Here is a 14,842-nt window from a genome sequence, read left to right on the forward strand (position 1 = left end):
TCCCCCCCTTCACCGGCGCCACCACCGACGAGGACGAGGAAACCCCCGGCCGCGAGACCGTCGTCGTCGAGGTCGGCGGCAAACGACTCGAGGTCTCCCTGCCCTCGTCCCTGGGCATGACGATCGCCCGTACGGCGGCGGCCGGCGGAGCCCGGCCCAAGCGCCGCGCGGCGAAGAAGTCCGGCTCGGCCGCCTCGGGCGACGCCCTCGCGTCCCCGATGCAGGGCACCATCGTGAAGGTCGCGGTCGAGGAGGGCCAGCAGGTCAACGAGGGCGACCTGGTCGTCGTCCTGGAGGCCATGAAGATGGAGCAGCCGCTCAACGCCCACCGCAGCGGCACCATCAAGGGCATCACGGCCGAGGTCGGCGCCTCCCTCTCCTCCGGCGCCGTCATCTGCGAGATCAAGGACTGATCCGGGGTATGCCCCGGGGGACCGTACGCGGTCCCCAGCCGCCCCACGGGCCCCGGCCGCACCGGCCGGGGCCCGTGGGCGTTCGCGGTCCGGCCGCCGTGGCGGCCTGGCATCCTTGACTGGCGGGGACCGTGGGCCCAGAGCCACCCCCGAAGCCACCGACCGGGAGGACGGACGCAATGGCGACCGACACGGCGCAGACGTCACCACGACCCATGCGCGCGGACGCACGGCGCAACTACGAGCGGCTGCTCACGGAGGCCCGTACGGCGTTCACCGAGCACGGCACGGACGCCTCGCTGGAGGACATCGCCAAGCGGGCCGGCGTCGGCATCGGGACGCTCTACCGGCACTTCCCCAATCGCACGGCCCTGATGAGCGCGGTCTTCCAGGGCGAGGTCGACGGGCTGCTGGCCCGCTCGCGCGAGCTCCTGGCGTCCCCCGAGCCGTGCCGGGCCCTGGTGGCGTGGCTGCGGGCCATCGTGACCCACGCCAGCACCTACCGCGGCCTGTCCCGGGCGCTGATGGCGGCACAGACCGACGAGGCGTCGGCGATGTCGCGGTGCAGCCTGCCGATGCGCGACGCGGGCGACACGCTGCTCGCCCGCGCGAAGGCGGCCGGTGCCATCCGCGAGGACGTGGAGATCACCGACCTGATGCAGCTGACCAACGCCATCTCGCTGGCGGTCGAACAGTCCCCGGACGACCCGGAGTTGGCCGACCGCCTGCTCACCCTGACGCTGACGGGCCTGAAGTCGCGGCGCTAGGGCCTGGCCGGCCCTGGGGCCCGGCAAGGCCCCGCACCGCCGGGGCCCGGCCGCTCACCGCCGGCGCGGCGCCAGGTCCGCGACCCGTGCCCCGGCCTGCTCGCCCAGGGAGACCGCGCCGCGCAGCTGCGCGCCCGGCGGCCCGCCCTGGACCGGGCCGGGCGGCTGGCCGTGCCCCATCGGCAGGCCTCTGCGCTGTCCCGGCAGGGGCGGCACGTCGCGCCGGCGGGCCGGCGGTGCCGGATCGCCGTGCAGCGCGCCGGTCGCGGGGCCCGACCCCGCGCCGGGCCCCGCGACCGAGATGTGCACGCCCTGGTCGGCCAGCGCCTGGAGCTCGGTGGCGGCCCGGTCGTCGTGGGCGGGCGGATCGTCGGTCACGAGTCTGGTGATCACGTCCGTGGGCACGGTCTGGAACATCGTGTCGGTGCCGAGCTTGCTGTGGTCGGCGAGGACCACGACCTCGGCCGCCGCCTGCACCAGCGCCCGGTCCACGCTCGCGGAGAGCATGTTGGACGTGGACAGCCCGCGCTCGGCGGTCAGCCCGCTGCCGGAGAGGAAGGCGCGGGAGACCCGCAGCCCCTGGAGGGACTGCTCGGCACCGCTGCCGACCAGGGCGTAGTTCGACCCCCGCAGCGTGCCGCCGGTCATGACGACCTCGACACGGTTCGCGTGGGCCAGGGCCTGCGCGACGAGCAGGGAGTTGGTCACCACGGTCAGTCCCGGTACCCGGGCGAGCCGGCGGGCCAGCTCCTGCGTGGTGGTACCGGCGCCGACGACGACGGCCTCGCCCTCTTCGACGAAGCTCGCCGCGAGATCGGCGATGGCCGTCTTCTCGGCGGTCGCTAGATGGGATTTCTGCGGGAAGCCGGACTCCCTGGTGAATCCGCCCGGCAGTACCGCACCGCCGTGCCGGCGGTCGAGCAGTCCTTCGGCCTCCAGCGCCCGCACGTCCCGCCGTACGGTCACTTCAGAGGTCTGGACGACGCGGGCGAGCTCGCGGAGCGAAACCGCTCCGTTGGCCCGCACCATTTCGAGGATCAATTGACGACGTTCTGCAGCGAACACGAAACCGACAGTAACGCCAACGACCATCTGTTTTCAGCAGGTTGCAGCAATTAACGTAAGTCGCCCGTTGCCCGGCCCGAGAAGTGGTATAGGGGGACCGGAAGCCGGTCCCCCCGTGTCCCGCTACGCCTCGCGCTGCGTCTTCCGCGTGTGCAACTGCCGCGCCACCTCGGCGAGGGAGCCGGACAGCGAGGGATAGACGGTGAAGGCGTTCGCGATCTGTTCGACGGTCAGATTGTTGTCGACCGCGATCGAGATCGGATGAATGAGCTCGCTCGCGCGCGGGGCCACCACCACACCACCGACCACGATGCCCGTACCGGGGCGGCAGAACATCTTCACGAAACCGTCGCGAATGCCTTGCATCTTCGCCCGCGGATTACGCAGCAGGGGAAGCTTCACGACCCGGGCGTCAATCAGACCCTTGTCGACGTCGGCCTGGGTGTACCCGACCGTCGCAATCTCCGGATCCGTAAATACGTTCGCGGATACCGTCTTGAGATTGAGCGGCGTCACCGCGTCGCCCAGGAAGTGGTACATGGCGATGCGGCCCTGCATCGCGGCGACCGAGGCCAGCGCGAAGACGCCGGTGCAGTCGCCGGCCGCGTAGACGCCGGGGGCGCTCGTCCGGGAGACCTTGTCCGTCCAGATGTGCCCGGACTCGGTGAGGCGGACCCCGGCCTCCTCCAGGCCGATGCCGGCCGTGTTGGGGATGGAGCCGACCGCCATCAGGCAGTGGGTGCCGCTGATCACGCGGCCGTCGGCGAGGGTGACCTCCACCCGGTCGCCCACCCGCTTGGCGGACTGGGCGCGCGAACGGGCCATGACGTTCATGCCGCGGCGGCGGAAGACGTCCTCCAGGACGGCCGCGGCGTCGGGGTCCTCGCCGGGCAGCACCCGGTCGCGGCTGGAGACCAGCGTGACCGTGGAGCCCAGCGCCTGGTAGGCGCCGGCGAACTCGGCGCCGGTGACGCCCGAGCCGACCACGATGAGCTCCTCGGGGAGCTCGTCCAGGTCGTAGACCTGCGTCCAGTTCAGGATGCGCTCGCCGTCGGGCAGCGCGTCCGGGATCTCGCGGGGGTGGGCGCCGGTGGCGATCAGCACGGCGTCCGCGACGAGCGTCTCCTCGGTGCCGTCGGCGGCCCGCACGACCACGTGCCGCGACCCGTCGGCCGCCTGCTGCGGCTCCAGCCGCCCGCGGCCGCGCAGCACGCGCCCGCCGGCCCGGGTCACCGAGGCCGTGATGTCGTGCGACTGCGCGAGCGCGAGTCGCTTCACACGGCGGTTGACCTTCCCGAGGTCCACGCCCACGACGCCGGCCGCCCGCTCCAGCGGGGGCGTGTCGTCGGCGACGATGATCCCCAGCTCCTCGTACGAGGAGTCGAAGGTGGTCATCACCTCAGCCGTCGCAATGAGCGTCTTCGAGGGCACGCAGTCGGTCAGCACCGACGCCCCGCCCAGACCGTCGCAGTCGACGACGGTCACCTCCGCGCCGAGCTGAGCGGCGACGAGCGCCGCCTCGTAGCCGCCGGGTCCGCCACCGATGATCACGATCCGAGTCACGTACTCCATTGTCCCGTACCCATCGAAGCGACTCCTTCCGGGGCCTCCCTACGCGATCCCCGGCACCGGGGCGAGCGAAATCCGCCGGAAAGTTCCGAACGAACCTCCCTTCGAGATTGCCACCCCAAATGCCGTCCCGCCTCACTCCCGTACCCTCGGAACCATGTCGCTCTACGCCGCGTACGCCGGCAACCTCGACGCGCGGCTGATGACGCGCCGCGCACCCCACTCACCACTGCGCGGCACCGGCTGGCTCAACGGCTGGCGGCTGACCTTCGGCGGCGAGCAGATGGGCTGGGAGGGCGCGCTCGCCACCATCGTGGAGGCCCCCCGCTCGCAGGTCTTCGTCGCGCTCTACGACATCGCCCCGATGGACGAGGACTCGATGGACCGTTGGGAGGGCGTGGGCCTGGACATCTACCGCCGCATGCGTGTCCGTGTGCACACCCTCGACGGCGAGGAGCCAGCCTGGGTCTATGTGCTCAACGGCTACGAGGGCGGTCTGCCCTCCGCCCGCTACCTCGGGGAGATCGCGGACGCCGCGGAATCCGCCGGGGCGCCCCACGACTACGTCATGGAGCTCCGCAAGCGTCCGTGCTGAAGGTGACGATTCCATCTCGTCGCAAAGCACAAAGCAACAATCGGAACACCGTAACCAGCGACATCTACGCGCGTAGGCCATAAGCGGCTACCCTCGTCCGCGTGAACGCTTCTGTAACCCCCGACATCCAGGCCGACCCGTACGCCGCGGCCGACGCCGCCGCCGCTCGTCTCCGCGAGCTCACGGGCGCCGAGACCCACGACGTCGCCCTGGTCATGGGCTCCGGCTGGGTCCCCGCCACCGAGGCCCTCGGCGCCCCCGAGGTCGAGTTCTCGGTCACCGAGCTCCCCGGCTTCTCCGCCGCCGCCGTCGCGGGCCACGCGGGCACGGTGCGCTCCTACAAGATCAACGACAAGCGGGTCCTGGTCTTCCTCGGCCGCACCCACTTCTACGAGGGCCGCGGCGTCGCCTCGGTCGTCCACGGCGTGCGCACCTCCGCCGCCGCGGGCTGCAAGACCATCGTCCTGACCAACGGCTGCGGCGGCCTCCGCGACGGCATGCGCCCCGGCCAGCCGGTCCTGATCAGCGACCACATCAACATGACGGCGACCTCGCCGATCGTGGGCGCCAACTTCGTCGACCTCACCGACCTGTACTCCCCCCGTCTGCGCGCCCTGTGCAAGGAGGTGGACGAGACCCTGGAGGAGGGCGTCTACGTCCAGCTCCCCGGCCCGCACTACGAGACCCCGGCCGAGATCAAGATGGTCCGCACCCTCGGTGGCGACCTGGTCGGCATGTCCACCACCCTCGAGGCCATCGCGGCCCGCGAGGCCGGCGCCGAGGTCCTGGGCATCTCCCTGGTGACCAACCTCGCCGCGGGCATGACCGGCGAGCCGCTGAACCACGAGGAGGTCCTGCAGGCCGGCCGCGACTCCGCCGCCCGCATGGGCTCCCTGCTCGCCCAGGTCCTGCCCAAGCTCTGACCCCACCGGTCCGGCCGTTCCGCCGAGACCTCACCGGTCCGGCCGCTCCGCGCCGGGGGCCCCTACGCCTCCGGCGCGGAGCTTTTTGCGCCCACCCGGCCGACCGGCCGGGCCGGCGAACCGGCGGGAGGGGGCGTGACGGGATATTCGCGGCGCCGTTCCGGGTAACCGAACGTGTGGCCCGTGCCGTGAACGACCCAGCCCCCGGAAGGGCCGGCCCTCAAACCACCACGCACCCGCACGCGCACCGCACCTGCGCATCCCCGAACCCCTCCGGAGGAGAACCCGTGGAGCGAGACCTCATCGCCCAGGCCCAGGCCTGGCTCGCCGAGGACCCCGACCCCGACACCCGCGCCGAGCTCGCCGGGCTCATCGACGCCGGTGACGTCGCCGAGCTCGGCGCCCGCTTCGCCGGCACCCTGCAGTTCGGCACCGCCGGCCTCCGCGGCGAGCTCGGCGCCGGCCCCATGCGCATGAACCGCGCGGTCGTCATCCGCGCCGCGGCGGGCCTGGCCGCGTACCTCAAGCAGCAGGGCCACACCGGCGGCACTGTCGTCATCGGCTACGACGCCCGCTACAAGTCCGCGGACTTCGCCCTGGACACCGCGGCCGTGATGGTGGGCGCCGGCCTCAAGGCCGCCCTCCTCCCCCGCCCGCTGCCCACCCCGGTCCTCGCCTTCGCCATCCGCCACCTCGGCGCGGTCGCCGGCATCGAGGTCACCGCCAGCCACAACCCGCCGCGCGACAACGGCTACAAGGTCTACCTGGGCGACGGCTCCCAGATCGTGCCGCCCGCCGACGCGGGGATCGCCGCCGAGATCGCCGCCGTCGCGAGCCTGGACGACGTGCCGCGCCCGTCCGCCGGCTGGGAGACGCTGAGCGAGGACGACGTCGTCGGCGCCTACCTGGAGCGCACCGACGCCGTCCTGACCGGCGGCTCGCCGCGCGACATCGACGTCGTCTACACGCCCATGCACGGCGTCGGCCGCGACGTCCTGACCGCCGCCTTCGCCCGCGCCGGTTTCCCGGCCCCGGTCGTCGTCGCCGAGCAGGCCGAGCCCGACCCCGACTTCCCGACGGTCGCCTTCCCCAACCCGGAGGAGCCGGGCGCCATGGACCTCGCCTTCGCGACGGCCCGCGCGGCCGCCGAGGCGGGCAGGACGCCCGACATCATCATCGCCAACGACCCCGACGCCGACCGCTGCGCCGTGGCCGTCCCCGCCCCCGGCACCGCCGAGGGCTGGCGCATGCTCCGCGGCGACGAGGTGGGCGCGCTGCTCGCCACGCACCTCGTCCACAAGAGCGCGGCCGGCTCGTTCGCGACCACGATCGTCTCCTCGTCGCTGCTCTCCCGCATCGCCGCGGCCGCGCCCGGCGTCGCCTACGAGGAGACGCTGACGGGCTTCAAGTGGCTCGCCCGCGTGGACGGCCTCCGCTACGCCTACGAGGAGGCGCTGGGCTACTGCGTCGACCCCGCCGGCGTCCGCGACAAGGACGGCATCACGGCCGCCCTGCTGGTCGCCGAGCTGGCGGCCGAGCTCAAGGCCACCGGCCGGACGCTCAGCGACCTGCTGGACGACCTGGCGGTCGAGCACGGCCTCCACGCCACCGACCAGCTGTCCGTGCGCGTCGAGGACCTCTCCCTCATCGCCTCGGCGATGCGCCGCCTGCGCGAGCAGCCGCCGGCCGTCCTGGCGGGTCTGCACGTGGTCTCGGCGGAGGACCTGACGAAGGGCACGGAGTCGCTGCCGCCGACGGACGGCCTGCGGTACGCCCTGGCGGGCGACGAGACGGGCACCGTGTCGGGCGCGCGCGTCATCGTCCGGCCGAGCGGCACGGAGCCGAAGCTGAAGTGCTACCTGGAGGTCGTGGTCCCGGTCGCGTCGGCGGTGGCGCTGACGGACGCGCGGGCCACGGCGCAAACGGTTCTGGACGCGATCAAGAAGGACGTGGCGAAGGCCGCGGGCATCTAGAGCCCCACCCCCCTCCCGCCGGTGCCCACCGGCGGGAGGGGACCGGGGGCGCAGGAGGGTGTTCCGGAATGCTGCCGGATATTTGTGGGCCTGGAGCAGGGCAACCATGACGCCGGGCGGAGGGGCCCGTAAATATCCGATTCCGGAGCACCCTCCGGAGCCCCCGGGCCCCGGCCCACCGACTACACGGCACCCTCCGGAGCCCCCGGGCCCCGGCCCACCGACTACGCGGCACCACCCACCAACCAGGGGGCTACCCCACGACGGCCAGGGCGACGAACAGCACCAGCCCCACCACCGCCGGCGCGAGGAGCTCGTACGCCCACCGGACCACCGGCGCCCCCTGGGCCCCCTCCCGCCCGGCGCACCGCTCGGCCAGCTCCCGCAGGTCCTCGATGGCCTGGTCGGACGGCGCCCGGAGCGGCCCCTCCTGACCACGGCCGCGCGAGAGGCGCGAGGCACGCGAGACGTCCGGCAGGTCGTGGGCCGCGTCCCGCGCCGCCCGCCGCGCCGCGGCCTTCCGCTGCCGCAGGGACACCGGAATGGCCCAGAGCTGGTACTTCGATCCGCCGGCGAGCACCTCACTGGAGTAACCGGCCCGGACGGCGTCGACGGACGCCCAGGGCAGGGTGATGGTGCGGAAGGGGTTGCGGATGAGGAGCCGGTCCTCGCCCGCCCAGACGGCGGGGCGTACGGTGAAGGCGATGACGAGCGGAACCGCGAAGAGCAGTCCCGCGAGGGCGAGCCAGGGCGCGTCCCCCTTGCCGCGCAGGACGGCGTCGCCGCCGAGCCAGCCGATCAGCGCAAGCAGCAGGACGCCGCTGCCGATGCCGGCGGCGGAGCGGTAGCACCGGTCGGCGTGTTCCTGGTCAGGGGCCTGCGGGGAGCTCGTCATGCCGCCGATTGTGCCCCACGCGGGGGAACACCGGAGGCACGGATGACGACGCGGACGTGGCGACCGGGAACCGGGCCTCCACAGCTGGTACGCCCCCAGCCGTGGCCTAGTCGCAACAAAGGCCGGGCGCCGCGGGGGGTGACACGCGCTACGCGCGTAGATATGCTCATCGGGTGACCATGCCCACTGTTCCCTCACACGGCAACGAGGCCGCGGAGCGACTGGCGTCGATGGCGGACGTGACCGCTTCCGACGGTGCGCTGCGCCGCTTCCTGCACGGCCTCCCCGGCGTCGACCCGGTCGGGCTGGAAGGCCGCGCCGCGGCGCTCGGCACCCGCTCGATCAAGACGACGGCGAAGGCGTACGCCATCGACCTCGCGATCTCGATGATCGACCTCACGACCCTCGAGGGCGCCGACACCCCGGGCAAGGTCCGGGCACTGTGCGCCAAGGCCCTCAACCCGGACCCGACGGACCGCGACACGCCGCGCACCGCCGCGATCTGCGTCTACCCCGACATGGTGGCCACGGCCGCCGAGGCCCTGCGCGGCTCCGAGGTGAAGGTCGCCTCCGTCGCGACGGCCTTCCCGGCCGGCCGCGCGGCCCTGCCGGTCAAGCTGGCCGACACGGCCGACGCCGTCGCCGCCGGCGCGGACGAGATCGACATGGTGATCGACCGCGGCGCCTTCCTCGCGGGCCGCTACCTGAGCGTGTTCGAGGAGATCAAGGCCGTCAAGGAAGCCTGCCGCCGGCAGGACGGCACGGCCGCCCGGCTGAAGGTGATCTTCGAGACCGGCGAGCTGTCGACGTACGACAACATCCGCCGGGCCTCCTGGCTGGGCATGCTCGCGGGCGCCGACTTCATCAAGACCTCGACCGGCAAGGTCGCGGTGAACGCCACCCCGGCCAACACCCTGCTGATGCTGGAGGCCGTGCGCGACTTCCGCGCGACGACCGGCGTGCAGGTCGGCGTGAAGCCGGCGGGCGGCATCCGGACCACCAAGGACGCGATGAAGTTCCTGGTGCTGGTCAACGAGACCGTGGGCGAGGAGTGGCTGACCAACGAATGGTTCCGCTTCGGTGCCTCCAGCCTTCTCAACGACCTGCTGATGCAGCGGCAGAAGCTGAGCACCGGGCGCTACTCCGGTCCCGACTACGTGACGGTGGACTGATCATGGCTTTTGAATACGCACCGGCGCCGGAGTCGCGCGCGGTCGTCGACATCGCCCCGTCCTACGGGCTGTTCATCGACGGCGAGTTCCGCGAGGCCTCCGACGGCAAGGTCTTCAAGACCGTCTCGCCGTCGACCGAGGAGGTCCTGTCCGAGGTCGCGCAGGCGTCGGCCGAGGACGTGGACGCCGCGGTGAAGGCCGCCCGCAAGGCGTTCGAGAAGTGGTCGGCGCTGCCGGGCGCCGAGCGCGCGAAGTACCTGTTCCGGATCGCCCGGATCATCCAGGAGCGCTCGCGCGAGCTGGCCGTCCTGGAGACCCTGGACAACGGCAAGCCGATCAAGGAGACGCGCGACGCGGACCTCCCGCTGGTCGCCGCGCACTTCTTCTACTACGCGGGCTGGGCCGACAAGCTGGACCACGCGGGCTTCGGGACGGACCCGAGGCCGCTGGGCGTCGCCGGCCAGGTCATCCCGTGGAACTTCCCGCTGCTGATGCTGGCGTGGAAGATCGCCCCGGCGCTGGCGGCGGGCAACACCGTCGTGCTGAAGCCGGCCGAGACCACGCCGCTGTCGGCGCTGTTCTTCGCGGACATCTGCCGCCAGGCGGGCCTGCCGAAGGGTGTCGTCAACATCCTGACCGGCGACGGCTCGACGGGCGCCGCCCTGGTGGGCCACGACGGCATCGACAAGGTGGCCTTCACCGGCTCCACCGGCGTCGGCAAGCAGATCGCCCGTACCGTCGCGGGTACGGACAAGCGCCTCACCCTGGAGCTGGGCGGCAAGGGCGCCAACATCGTCTTCGACGACGCGCCGATCGACCAGGCCGTCGAGGGCATCGTCAACGGCATCTTCTTCAACCAGGGCCAGGTCTGCTGCGCCGGTTCGCGCCTGCTGGTGCAGGAGTCGATCCAGGACGAGCTGCTGGACGCCCTGAAGCGCCGGATGTCCACCCTCCGGGTGGGCGACCCGCTGGACAAGAACACCGACGTCGGCGCGATCAACTCCGCCGAGCAGCTGGCCCGCATCCGGGCGCTGGCGGACAGCGGCGAGGCCGAGGGCGCCGAGCGCTGGGCCCCGGCCTGCGACCTGCCGGCCAACGGCTACTGGTTCGCCCCGACGCTGTTCACGAACGTCTCCCAGGCGCACCGGATCGCCCGTGAGGAGATCTTCGGCCCGGTGCTGTCGGTGCTGACCTTCCGCACGCCGGCCGAGGCCGTCGCCAAGGCCAACAACTCGGAGTACGGCCTGTCGGCCGGCATCTGGACCGAGAAGGGTTCGCGGATGCTCGCCGTCGCCGACAAGCTGCGCGCGGGCGTCGTCTGGGCCAACACGTTCAACAAGTTCGATCCGACTTCGCCGTTCGGCGGGTTCAAGGAGTCGGGCTTCGGTCGCGAAGGTGGCCGTCACGGTCTGGATGCCTACCTCGCTGGAGCAGCCGAGGCCTCGACCGAGCGCAGCGAGCGAGAGGGTGAGCGCGACCGATGAATCAGTCTGATCGTCTCAGCGTCTTCAAGACCTACAAGCTGTTCGTCGGGGGCAAGTTCCCCCGGTCCGAGAGCGGGCGGGTGTACGAGGTGACCGACTCGAAGGGCAAGTGGCTCGCCAACGCGCCGCTGTCGTCCCGCAAGGACGGCCGTGACGCGGTCGTCGCGGCCCGCAAGGCCTTCGGCGGCTGGTCGGGCGCCACGGCCTACAACCGCGGCCAGATCCTCTACCGCGTCGCCGAGATGCTGGAGGGCCGCCGCGACCAGTTCGTCGCCGAGGTGGCGGACGCCGAGGGGCTGTCGAAGTCCAAGGCCGCCGCGCAGGTGGACGCCGCGATCGACCGCTGGGTCTGGTACGCGGGCTGGACGGACAAGATCTCCCAGGTCGTGGGCGGCACCAACCCCGTGGCGGGGCCGTTCTTCAACGTCTCCTCCCCCGCGCCGACCGGCGTGGTGGCGGTGGTGGCCCCGCAGGAGTCCTCGCTGCTGGGCCTGGTCTCCGTGATCGCCCCGGTGATCGCCGGCGGCAGCACGGTCGTGGTGATCGCGTCCGAGAGGGCCCCGCTGCCCGCGCTGTCGCTGGGCGAGGTGCTCGCCACCTCCGACGTGCCCGGCGGTGTGGTCAACATCCTGTCCGGCAAGGCGGCGGAGATCGCCCCGTCCCTCGCCGCGCACCAGGACGTCAACGCGATCGACCTGGCGGGAGCCGACGCCGAGCTGGCGAAGGCCCTGGAGGTCGCCGCGGCCGACAACCTCAAGCGCGTCGTCCGTCCACAGGCTGTGGACTGGGCCGCCGACCCGGGCACGGGCCGGCTGACGGCGTTCCTGGAGACGAAGACCGTCTGGCACCCCACGGGGTCGCTGGGCGCGGGCGGCTCGTCCTACTGAGCGCTCCGCGGTCCGAACGCGCGACGGCGGGCTCCCCACGAGGGGGAGCCCGCCGTCGTCGTGCGGGGGCCGCTCAGCCCGGCAGCACGCCGCCCAGCACCTGGCCCGCCACGGGCAGGTCCTGGACCTGGCCGCGGTTCGTCACCGGCGCCGTCACCGGCTTGGTGCTGACCGGCTTGAAGTTGGAGACCTGGGTGCTGGCGCCGTTGTCCAGCGGGTCCACGCCGGTACCGGCGAGCGGGTGGTACTTGAACGTCTTCACCACGGGCGACAGGCCCTCCACGGACTTCTGCAGCGCGATGGCGGTGCCTTCGAAGGCCGCCCCGACGTCCGTTCGGCCGAACTGGGCGCGGGGCGGCTGCGGCCCGGCCTGGGCCTCCGCCGCGCCGGCCGCGACGAGGGCCGCGCCGGCGGACACGGTCACCCCCACCCGCGTCAGGGCGCGCCGGCGGCGCGGGGGAGGGGGCGCGGAGCGTGCGTGTCGAGCGTGGGAGGCCATGACCACCTGCCGTGAGTGCGTGCCTGAGGGTCGGATCGACACGCACCGTAGTGGACCGACTACGTACTGCGCACGCCCCGACCCAGGGGGATCCCCCATGCGGCGCAATGCCTCACACTGGTGTCCCGTGACCTCCCTCCTGCCCTCCGCGCGCGTCATCCTGCTCACCGGCCCGTCCGGCTCCGGAAAGTCGTCCCTGGCCGCCCGTACCGGCCTGCCGGTGCTGAACCTGGACGACTTCTACAAGGAGGGTCACGACCCCACGCTGCCGCAGCTCGCGGAGGGCGGCGGCACCGACTGGGACTCTCCGCTGTCGTGGGACGCCGAGGCGGCGGTCGCCGCGATCGACGACCTGTGCCGGACCACCCGGACGACCGTGCCGGTGTACGACATCGCCACCAGCTCGCGGGTGGGCACCAGCCCGCTGGACATCGGGCGCACCCCGCTGTTCATCGCGGAGGGCATCTTCGCCGCGGACATCATCGACGCGTGCCGTGATCTGGGCCACCTCGCGGACGCGCTGTGCCTGCGCGGGCGGCCGTCGACGACGTTCCGGCGGCGGCTGCTGCGCGACATGCGCGAGGGACGCAAGCCGGTGCCGTACCTGGTGCGGCGGGGTCTGCGGCTGATGCGCTCGGAGCGGGCGATCGTGAGCCGGCAGACGGCGCTGGGGGCGTTCCCCTGCGGCGGGGAGACGGCGATGGGGCGGATCGCCGCGGCGGCCGCGGGCCGGCGCGAGAGCGTCCCGTCCTGACCCCGGAGGCATCCGGTCCCGGACGTGCGAGAGCGGGCGAGGCAGTCCCCCCGGCTGCCCGCCCGCTCTCTGTTTCCCCCGTGGTTTCCCCCGGTTCCCCCCGTTGGTCCCCCCGGTTCCCCCGATTCCCCCGTTCGTTTCCCCCGTCCCTCGTTCCCTTCAGGCCACCAGCTCGCCGAAGGACTCCCGTACGCCCCGGTCGGAGCCGATGACCTCGTCCTCGCGCAGCCGGCGCAGGGAGCGCCAGATGCTGCTCTTGACGGTGCCGACGCTGATGTCGAGGATCTCCGCGATCTCCGGGTCGGTGCGGCCCTCGTAGTAGCGCAGGACCAGCATGGTGCGCTGGAGTTCGGGCAGCCGGGCCAGTGCCTGCCAGAGCACGGCGCGCAGCTCGGTGCCGCGCATCGCGTCGGTCTCGCCGGCCGTCTCGGGGAGTTCCTCGGTCGGGTACTCGTTGAGCTTGCGGCGGCGCCAGGCGCTGATGTGCAGGTTGGTCATGGTGCGGCGGAGGTAGCCGCCGACCGCGGCCTTGTCGCTGATCCGGTCCCAGGCGCGGTAGGTCGAGAACAGCGCGCTCTGCAGCAGGTCCTCGGCCTCGTGCCGGTCTCCGGTCAGGTGGTACGCGGTCGCGTACAGGGAGGCGCGGCGCTCCTGCACGTAGGCGGTGAACTCCGCCTCCGTCCGCGACACGCCGGTGTCGCGGCCCCCCTTGGCAGCCGGACGGGCGCCCCCCGCGCCCGTCGCGGCCTCCCCGTACGCGATCGCGTCGATGGCCACCATGTACGGCGGCCGTGCCGTACGTCCGGTGCCGCGAGCGCACCCCCGCCCGCCCACGGCACCGGACTTCTCACCGCTCCGGCCGGTGTCGTGGAGGCGCGTGCGAACTGCGCTGTTCGTGGTGCTGTGCAGTGTGTTCATCTCGCGCCCCCCGTCGGTGGAGCCAGCTCGGTCCGTCAGTGACCCGGACCGTTGTTGCCCGGTGGAAAGAACTCTGCCGGGCCAGTTTCATGGCGCTGTCCGCCGACTGTCACAGCCCTGCAACAGCCCGCGGGGCGTTCGTGACGGGGGCGTGCGGGGTCGCTGCGGCGTCCTTCTGTCGAACTACCGGCCAGTCTTAGGCCAGAATGACCACCGTGCCTTTCCTGTTGCTGATCGAGGACGACGACGCCATCCGCACGGCTCTCGAGTTCTCCCTGTCCCGCCAGGGTCACCGTGTGGTGACCGCGGCGTCGGGTGAGGACGGCCTGAAGCTGCTGCGGGAGCAGCGGCCGGATCTGATCGTGCTGGACGTGATGCTGCCGGGTATCGACGGCTTCGAGGTGTGCCGGCGCATCCGCCGCACCGACCAGCTGCCGATCATCCTGCTGACGGCCCGGAACGACGACATCGACGTGGTCGTGGGCCTGGAGTCGGGTGCGGACGACTATGTGGTGAAGCCGGTGCAGGGCCGGGTGCTGGACGCCCGGATCCGGGCGGTGCTGCGGCGCGGCGAGCGGGAGTCGAGCGATTCGGCGTCGTTCGGTTCGCTGGTCATCGACCGGTCGGCGATGACGGTCACCAAGAACGGCCAGGACCTCCAGCTGACGCCGACGGAGCTGCGGCTGCTGCTGGAGCTCAGCCGGCGGCCGGGGCAGGCGCTGTCGCGGCAGCAGCTGCTGCGGCTGGTGTGGGAGCACGACTACCTGGGCGACTCGCGCCTGGTGGACGCGTGTGTGCAGCGGCTGCGGGCGAAGGTGGAGGACGTGCCGTCCTCGCCGACGCTGATCCGGACGGTCCGCGGCGTGGGCTACCGGCTGGACGCCCCGCAACAGTAACGATCTTGAGGACAGATCCCATAGTGACTGAA

The 14,842-nt window shown here is 72.5% G+C and carries 15 protein-coding genes; 10 read left to right on the plus strand and 5 right to left on the minus strand.

Annotation, left to right across the window (positions count from 1 at the left end):
* Together AC07BS_RS05255 and AC07BS_RS05260 are read left to right on the plus strand one after the other, a co-directional pair.
* A partial coding sequence (locus AC07BS_RS05255; protein WP_478930350.1) for an acyl-CoA carboxylase biotin carboxyl carrier protein subunit occupies nt 1-413 on the plus strand: 413 nt, incomplete at its 5' end.
* Between the two features lie 179 nt (nt 414-592).
* Nucleotides 593-1,180 carry a TetR/AcrR family transcriptional regulator gene (locus tag AC07BS_RS05260; protein ID WP_478645978.1) on the plus strand — a complete coding sequence of 196 codons (588 nt, stop codon included), beginning with the start codon at nt 593-595 and terminating at the stop codon, nt 1,178-1,180.
* A 54-nt stretch (nt 1,181-1,234) separates the two neighbouring features.
* On the opposite strand, the gene AC07BS_RS05265 is transcribed toward AC07BS_RS05260, so the two are convergent.
* Both AC07BS_RS05265 and AC07BS_RS05270 read right to left on the minus strand, forming a co-directional pair.
* Nucleotides 1,235-2,209: a DeoR/GlpR family DNA-binding transcription regulator gene (locus AC07BS_RS05265; protein WP_478646709.1), complete on the minus strand. Its 975-nt coding sequence runs from the start codon at nt 2,207-2,209 to the stop codon at nt 1,235-1,237.
* A gap of 159 nt (nt 2,210-2,368) precedes the next feature.
* Entirely contained in the window at nt 2,369-3,817 is a 1,449-nt protein-coding gene (locus AC07BS_RS05270) for an NAD(P)H-quinone dehydrogenase (RefSeq protein WP_478645980.1), read from the minus strand.
* A 154-nt stretch (nt 3,818-3,971) separates the two neighbouring features.
* Between AC07BS_RS05270 and AC07BS_RS05275 the strand changes: the two genes are divergently transcribed.
* The 3 genes from AC07BS_RS05275 to AC07BS_RS05285 all read left to right on the plus strand — a co-directional run bounded on the left by AC07BS_RS05275 (nt 3,972) and on the right by AC07BS_RS05285 (nt 7,305).
* Nucleotides 3,972-4,409: a gamma-glutamylcyclotransferase family protein gene (locus tag AC07BS_RS05275; protein ID WP_071965776.1), complete on the plus strand. Its 438-nt coding sequence runs from the start codon at nt 3,972-3,974 to the stop codon at nt 4,407-4,409.
* A 101-nt stretch (nt 4,410-4,510) separates the two neighbouring features.
* Complete coding sequence (locus AC07BS_RS05280) at nt 4,511-5,332, plus strand: purine-nucleoside phosphorylase (protein ID WP_478645982.1); 822 nt, start codon at nt 4,511-4,513, stop codon at nt 5,330-5,332.
* Nucleotides 5,333-5,619: 287 nt separating this feature from the next.
* On the plus strand, nt 5,620-7,305 hold the full coding sequence (locus tag AC07BS_RS05285; RefSeq protein ID WP_478930353.1) for a phospho-sugar mutase: 1,686 nt from the start codon (nt 5,620-5,622) through the stop codon (nt 7,303-7,305).
* 253 nt (nt 7,306-7,558) lie between these two features.
* Here the strand turns inward: AC07BS_RS05285 and AC07BS_RS05290 are convergent, their stop codons facing one another.
* Entirely contained in the window at nt 7,559-8,200 is a 642-nt protein-coding gene (locus AC07BS_RS05290; RefSeq protein WP_478645987.1) for a PH domain-containing protein, read from the minus strand.
* A 179-nt stretch (nt 8,201-8,379) separates the two neighbouring features.
* Between AC07BS_RS05290 and deoC the strand changes: the two genes are divergently transcribed.
* Genes deoC through AC07BS_RS05305 form a run of 3 tightly spaced genes read left to right on the plus strand, consistent with a single transcriptional unit; the run spans nt 8,380 to nt 11,743 of the window.
* Nucleotides 8,380-9,372 carry a deoxyribose-phosphate aldolase gene (gene deoC / locus AC07BS_RS05295; protein WP_478646712.1) on the plus strand — a complete coding sequence of 331 codons (993 nt, stop codon included), beginning with the start codon at nt 8,380-8,382 and terminating at the stop codon, nt 9,370-9,372.
* On the plus strand, nt 9,369-10,856 hold the full coding sequence (locus tag AC07BS_RS05300; RefSeq protein WP_478930663.1) for an aldehyde dehydrogenase family protein: 1,488 nt from the start codon (nt 9,369-9,371) through the stop codon (nt 10,854-10,856). The genes deoC and AC07BS_RS05300 overlap by 4 nt, the downstream gene beginning before the upstream one ends.
* Entirely contained in the window at nt 10,853-11,743 is an 891-nt protein-coding gene (locus AC07BS_RS05305; protein WP_478645988.1) for an aldehyde dehydrogenase family protein, read from the plus strand. Before AC07BS_RS05300 ends, AC07BS_RS05305 begins: the two co-directional genes overlap by 4 nt.
* Before the next feature lie 73 nt (nt 11,744-11,816).
* On the opposite strand, the gene AC07BS_RS05310 is transcribed toward AC07BS_RS05305, so the two are convergent.
* Complete coding sequence (locus AC07BS_RS05310; protein ID WP_478930356.1) at nt 11,817-12,161, minus strand: hypothetical protein; 345 nt, start codon at nt 12,159-12,161, stop codon at nt 11,817-11,819.
* A 178-nt stretch (nt 12,162-12,339) separates the two neighbouring features.
* Between AC07BS_RS05310 and AC07BS_RS05315 the strand changes: the two genes are divergently transcribed.
* Nucleotides 12,340-12,996: a uridine kinase family protein gene (locus AC07BS_RS05315; RefSeq protein ID WP_478645993.1), complete on the plus strand. Its 657-nt coding sequence runs from the start codon at nt 12,340-12,342 to the stop codon at nt 12,994-12,996.
* Nucleotides 12,997-13,155: 159 nt separating this feature from the next.
* Here AC07BS_RS05315 and AC07BS_RS05320 read toward each other — a convergent pair whose 3' ends face one another.
* On the minus strand, nt 13,156-13,914 hold the full coding sequence (locus AC07BS_RS05320) for a SigE family RNA polymerase sigma factor (RefSeq protein ID WP_478645994.1): 759 nt from the start codon (nt 13,912-13,914) through the stop codon (nt 13,156-13,158).
* Between the two features lie 215 nt (nt 13,915-14,129).
* On the opposite strand from AC07BS_RS05320, the gene afsQ1 reads away from it, so the two are divergent.
* A complete protein-coding gene (gene afsQ1, locus AC07BS_RS05325) occupies nt 14,130-14,810 on the plus strand; it encodes a two-component system response regulator AfsQ1 (protein WP_478645997.1) in 681 nt (226 codons plus the stop codon).
* The last annotated feature ends 32 nt before the right edge of the window (nt 14,811-14,842 follow it).

The sequence above is a fragment of the Streptomyces sp. NPDC044063 genome (assembly GCF_056434285.1).

Excerpts from the sequence above, each read along its gene's own strand:
- AC07BS_RS05320 (WP_478645994.1), bottom strand. The coding sequence starts at position 13,914 with ATGAACACACTGCACAGCACCACGAACAGCGCAGTTCGCACGCGCCTC.
- AC07BS_RS05270 (WP_478645980.1), bottom strand. The coding sequence starts at position 3,817 with ATGGAGTACGTGACTCGGATCGTGATCATCGGTGGCGGACCCGGCGGC.
- AC07BS_RS05290 (WP_478645987.1), bottom strand. The coding sequence starts at position 8,200 with ATGACGAGCTCCCCGCAGGCCCCTGACCAGGAACACGCCGACCGGTGC.
- AC07BS_RS05305 (WP_478645988.1), top strand. The coding sequence starts at position 10,853 with ATGAATCAGTCTGATCGTCTCAGCGTCTTCAAGACCTACAAGCTGTTC.
- AC07BS_RS05260 (WP_478645978.1), top strand. The coding sequence starts at position 593 with ATGGCGACCGACACGGCGCAGACGTCACCACGACCCATGCGCGCGGAC.
- AC07BS_RS05275 (WP_071965776.1), top strand. The coding sequence starts at position 3,972 with ATGTCGCTCTACGCCGCGTACGCCGGCAACCTCGACGCGCGGCTGATG.
- AC07BS_RS05315 (WP_478645993.1), top strand. The coding sequence starts at position 12,340 with ATGCGGCGCAATGCCTCACACTGGTGTCCCGTGACCTCCCTCCTGCCC.
- deoC (WP_478646712.1), top strand. The coding sequence starts at position 8,380 with ATGCCCACTGTTCCCTCACACGGCAACGAGGCCGCGGAGCGACTGGCG.
- AC07BS_RS05265 (WP_478646709.1), bottom strand. The coding sequence starts at position 2,209 with ATGGTGCGGGCCAACGGAGCGGTTTCGCTCCGCGAGCTCGCCCGCGTC.